7 protein-coding genes are annotated in these 4,387 nt (G+C 72.1%); 4 read left to right on the top strand and 3 right to left on the bottom strand.

The window, feature by feature from the left end:
- Together RIF89_RS11335 and RIF89_RS11330 are read right to left on the bottom strand one after the other, a co-directional pair.
- A partial coding sequence (locus RIF89_RS11335) for a PadR family transcriptional regulator (RefSeq protein ID WP_309069217.1) occupies positions 1 to 233 on the bottom strand: 233 nt, incomplete at its 3' end.
- Positions 233 to 1,078: a DUF4097 family beta strand repeat-containing protein gene (locus RIF89_RS11330; protein WP_309069216.1), complete on the bottom strand. Its 846-nt coding sequence runs from the start codon at positions 1,076 to 1,078 to the stop codon at positions 233 to 235. The genes RIF89_RS11330 and RIF89_RS11335, both read right to left, overlap by 1 nt.
- Before the next feature lie 163 nt (positions 1,079 to 1,241).
- Between RIF89_RS11330 and RIF89_RS11325 the strand changes: the two genes are divergently transcribed.
- Positions 1,242 to 1,997 carry a MerR family transcriptional regulator gene (locus RIF89_RS11325; protein WP_309069215.1) on the top strand — a complete coding sequence of 252 codons (756 nt, stop codon included), beginning with the start codon at positions 1,242 to 1,244 and terminating at the stop codon, positions 1,995 to 1,997.
- A 73-nt stretch (positions 1,998 to 2,070) separates the two neighbouring features.
- Here RIF89_RS11325 and RIF89_RS11320 read toward each other — a convergent pair whose 3' ends face one another.
- The gene (locus RIF89_RS11320; RefSeq protein ID WP_309069214.1) at positions 2,071 to 2,934 is read right to left on the bottom strand and encodes a cation-transporting ATPase; all 864 of its coding nucleotides are present in this window, start codon (positions 2,932 to 2,934) and stop codon (positions 2,071 to 2,073) included.
- 218 nt (positions 2,935 to 3,152) lie between these two features.
- Here RIF89_RS11320 and RIF89_RS11315 point away from each other — a divergent pair, with 218 nt between their 5' ends.
- The 3 genes from RIF89_RS11315 to RIF89_RS11305 all read left to right on the top strand — a co-directional run.
- Positions 3,153 to 3,557, top strand: a complete 405-nt coding sequence (locus RIF89_RS11315) for a CrcB family protein (protein ID WP_309069213.1) — start codon at positions 3,153 to 3,155, stop codon at positions 3,555 to 3,557.
- Positions 3,554 to 3,931, top strand: coding sequence for a CrcB family protein (locus RIF89_RS11310; RefSeq protein ID WP_309069212.1), 378 nt, complete (start codon positions 3,554 to 3,556; stop codon positions 3,929 to 3,931). Before RIF89_RS11315 ends, RIF89_RS11310 begins: the two co-directional genes overlap by 4 nt.
- A 116-nt stretch (positions 3,932 to 4,047) precedes the next feature.
- The coding region (locus RIF89_RS11305; protein ID WP_309069211.1) for an efflux RND transporter permease subunit at positions 4,048 to 4,387 on the top strand (340 nt) is incomplete at its 3' end.

The following is a 4,387-nucleotide window of genomic DNA, read 5'->3' as shown; positions in this document are numbered from 1 at the left end:
CGCCCCGCGTCCGTGATCTCGTAGACGGTCTTTCGGCCGTCGGAGGTCTTGGTCACGAGGCCCTCCTCTTCGAGCTTGGCCAGGCGCGGGTAGATCGTGCCCGCACTGGGCGTGTAGGTGCCGCCCGTGCGCTCTGCAAGCGACTGCATGATGTCGTAGCCATGGCGCGGGGCCTCGGCCAGCAGGCTCAGCAGGTACAGGCGCAGATCGCCGTGGGAGAAGACGGGGGGCATCAGAGCGCCTCCTCCGCGGAGGTCGACGGCTCGGCGGGTGCGGAGACGCGCCGGCGCAGCACGGTGACATCGCCCGAGACGGTGTTCGCGCGCACGTCGACGAACGATCCCGACAGCTCGCCGACCGAGGTGCTGACGTTGCTCGGTCCGCCCGAGGAGCGCGCGACCCCGTCGAGCACGATCTTGCCGCCCGCCGTGCGCGCGACGTAGTTGGCGGGGAGCCCCTCGTCCAGGCGGACCGTGACCGCTCCGCTGACCGTGTTCACCCCGACCTGGTCGACCGGGCCCTCGGCGTCGATCATCGTCGCACCGGAGACGGAGTCGACCGACGCGCGCCGGATGCGGCCCGTGACGGTGACGTCGCCGGAGACGGTGTTGGCCGAGAAGGCGCCCTCGAGCCCGCGGGCCTGCACGTCGCCCGAGACGGCGTTGGCCGTGAGGTCGCCCGAGAGGCCGTCGACGAGCACGTCGCCCGAGACCGTGTTGACGCGCGCCTCGGCCGCGAGGCCGGCGACGAGCGCGCCGGCGTTGACGACGCCCAGCGTCAGGGCGACGCTGCGCGGCACCGCCACGCTGATCTCGGCGCGGGGCCCGCTCGAGCCGAAGTTGCGGAACACCTCGAGGAAGTTGTCCCACCGCAGCTGCGGGTGGTCGATCTCGAGCTCGTCGCCCGTGATCTCGATCCGCAGATCCTTGACCGTGACGCCGTGCACCTCGACCCGCGTCCCGGGCTCGTCGTGTCCGATGATGTCGATCTGCCCGCCGGCGAGGCCCACCTTCAGGCGGCGGACGCCCTCGACGTCGATCACCCGGGTCTGGCCGGGCTGGACGATCCATTTCTCCACTGTTGCGATCCCTTCGGTGAACTCGAGATATATCTCGATGGAACGAGTAGAACACGATATATCTCGAATGTCCACGGGTCCCGAGGGGAGATTTCTGCGGGATCCGCTTGACCTTGACGCCGCGTCAACCTCTAGCGTCGTGAACGCACGAAAGGACTCACGGATGGACTGGTCGATCCAGCAGATCGCGAAGCTCGCGGGCACCACAAGTCGCGCGCTGCGGCACTACGGCGACATCGGGCTGCTGCCGCCGTCGCGCACCGGCGCGAACGGCTATCGCTACTACGACGAGCGGGCGCTCGTGCGGCTGCAGCGCATCCTGCTGCTGCGCGACCTGGGACTCGGACTCACGCAGATATCGGCGGTGCTCGCGCGCGAGACCGACGAGCGCCGCGCGCTCGAGGCGCACCTGGAGTGGCTGCGCGGCGAGCGGGAGAGGATCGGGCGGCAGATCGCCGCCGTGACGGGCACCATCCGCGGACTCGAAGAACAGGAGGAACTGATGGCCGAGAAGATGTTCGACGGCTTCGATCACACGCCGTACAAGCAGGAGGTCGAGCAGCGCTGGGGAGCCGATGCGTACGCGCGCGGCGACGCCTGGTGGCGCGGCATGAGCGACGACGATCGGCGTGGCTGGCAGGAGCGGGCCGCCGCGCTGGCCCACGACTGGGCGGCCGCGGCAGCGGAAGGCGTGGATCCCGCGTCCGAGCGGGCGCAGGAGCTGGCTCGCCGTCATGTCGGGTGGCTGCGCGGCATCCCCGGCACGCCCGCCGGCGACCGCGGCGACGTCAAGGGCTACGTGCAGGGGCTCGCCGACATGTACGTGGCGGACGAGCGGTTCGCCCGGAACTACGGCGGCGTCGACGGTGCGGCGTTCGTGCGCGACGCGCTGCGCATCCACGCCGAGCGAAGCCTCTGAGGGGCGCCGCAGGAGCCCGGACCACCGCCGAAGGGCCGGCGCGAGCGCGGCGGGCGGAGCGGACGCCGCGGTATCAGCGCCCGAACAGGTCGTCGAGGCCGGGGAGGCTGAAGCCCGACCCCAGGTCTCCGAGTGCCCCGCCGGCCTCGGAGACCTGGTCGCCGACGCCCTGCACGTAGTCACCGGCTCCGGAGACGAAGCCGTCCGCGTTCTCCGCGATCGACGCCACGTCGAGGTTCTCCGCCATGGCGTCGAAGTCGACACCCGTACTCAGCGCCTCGCCGATCAGCGAGGCGCCGACACCGGTCACGATCGCGCCGCCCGCCACGGTCGCGAGCAGGCCGCCCACGGCGACGCCGCCCGCGATCCCGCCGCTGCGAGCCAGGATGCCCCTGAGTCGGCCGGGCTGCATGGCCTCCGCGCGGGCGGCCGTGCGCGCGAGCTCCGGGGCGTCGGACGACCGCGGGCGCTCGTGCGGCGGCAGCTCCGATCGCATGCGCTGCGCCACCTGCGCGCGCTGTTCGGGGGTGAGCCGGGCGAACGCCTCACGGTGCACCTGCTCGATCTGCTCGGGCCGCGCCGTCTGCAGCAGGTAGTCGTAGCGAGCGATGGCGGCGCGGTCCTGGGCGGATCCGGACGCCGCGCGCCCGCCGCGGCCCGAGTGCGCCGCCGATCCGGCCGCAGCAGGCGGCCGCAGCGACGTGGAGGACGCGCGCCCCGCCGTGCGGTCGCCCGACGCGCCGAGGCGGTCGGCCGACGGCGCGGCGGGGGCTCGCCCGCCGCCCGAGGGCTGCGCGTCTCCGAGCAGCGACTCCACCGCACCCCGAGCCTTCGTCATCCAGTCTCCCTGCGCGGACTGCCCGCGCTGGGGCGAGGAGGACGCGCCGGAATCCATCGTCTTCTTGGCGAGCGAGATGAAGCGGTCGAGCTTGCTCATGAGGTCCTCTCGGAAGGGTCGGCGGCCGACGTCTGCCAAAGTCTCCTTCGCTTCGGTGTTGGAAGCCGGCGACCCGGGACTCGATGACGAGTCCGTACTGACGGGTCCACCGCGTGGAAGTACTCCCTCTGTGAGCCCGAACGTACGGCCAGAGGCTATGCGGATCATGAGAGCGGCTGCCGCCCGGCATCGCGGTCGGCCCCGCCTAGGCTGATCGCGTGATCCCATGGAGGCTGCTGCCACTCGTCGTGACGGGCGGCGTCGTGGGGGTCGCGCTGCGCCAGGCGATGCTGCTGCCCTTCGGCGGCGAGGCGAGCCTCGACGCATTGGTGGCCACGGTCGCGATCAACGCTCTGGGTTCCGGCGGGCTGGGCGTCGTCGTCGGTCGCATCGGCGACCGCAGCCCCGCACGGCGCGCGTTCCTGGGCACGGGCGTGCTCGGGGGGTTCACGACCTACAGCGGCTTCGCCGTGCTGTTGACGGACGTCGGCCCCGCGGAGTCCCCGGTCACCGCGGTGCTGGTGGCGGGGGTGGCGTTGCTCGTCGCGGGAGGCGCGGCGCTCGCCGGTCTCTGGGCCGGCGAGGCTCTCTCCCGCCGGGCCGGACGAGAGGGCGCCCCATGACGCCGCTGCTGTTCGCGGGCGTCGCGCTCGCGGGAGGTGTGGGGGCCGGGCTGCGATGGCTCGCCGACGTGCTGCTTTCGCGGCGGCTCCCCAAGCGGTTCCCCTGGCCGATCCTCCTCGTCAACATCACGGGCTCGTTCGCGCTGGGCCTCGTCACGGGGCTCTCGCTGGATCAGGCCCTGGTGGCGCTGCTCGGCACCGGACTCCTGGGCGGCTACACGACCTTCAGCACGGTCGCGGTCGACAGCGCGCTGCTCGCACGCGCGGGGCGAAGACGGGCGGCGTGGGGCAACGCCCTCGGCACGCTGGCGCTCACGGTCGCGGCCGCGCTGGCGGGCGCGGCACTCGGCGCCGCATTCACGGCAGAGCCATAGACAGGCCGCGCGAGCCGCGCAGCGGCCTCGTGCCAGAATGAGCGTGGATACAGCACCGTATCGGCGCTTCTCGCCGTCGGTGGCGCCGGCCCACGTCCCCCCAACGAGAGATCCCCGTGTCGAGACTCGCCGTCCTCAGTCTGAAGAACCGCGCCCTGATCGCGCTGATCACGATCTGCGCCGCCATCTTCGGCGGCCTCTCGCTCACGACGCTCAAGCAGGAGCTGATCCCGGCGATCGAGCTTCCGCAGCTGCTCGTCATGACGACGTACCCGGGCGCCTCGCCCGAGGTGGTCGAGAACGACGTGTCGACCCCGATCGAGACCGCCATCCAGGGCGTCGCCGGCCTCGACGGCACGAGTGCGACGAGCACGACGAACTCGTCGATCGTGCAGGCGTCGTTCGCCTACGGCACCGATCTCGCCACGGCCGAGCAGAAGATGCAGCAGGCCATCA

It is taken from the genome of Microbacterium sp. (genome assembly GCF_031178525.1).
Classification (GTDB): Bacteria; Actinomycetota; Actinomycetes; order Actinomycetales; family Microbacteriaceae; genus Microbacterium.
The sequence above is the reverse complement of the archived record's forward strand: the minus strand, read 5'-3'. Positions and strand labels throughout refer to the sequence as shown.

Coding starts and splice junctions, on each gene's coding strand:
- RIF89_RS11310 (WP_309069212.1), top strand. CDS start 3,554: ATGACGCCGCTGCTGTTCGCGGGCGTCGCGCTCGCGGGAGGTGTGGGG.
- RIF89_RS11320 (WP_309069214.1), bottom strand. CDS start 2,934: ATGAGCAAGCTCGACCGCTTCATCTCGCTCGCCAAGAAGACGATGGAT.
- RIF89_RS11325 (WP_309069215.1), top strand. CDS start 1,242: ATGGACTGGTCGATCCAGCAGATCGCGAAGCTCGCGGGCACCACAAGT.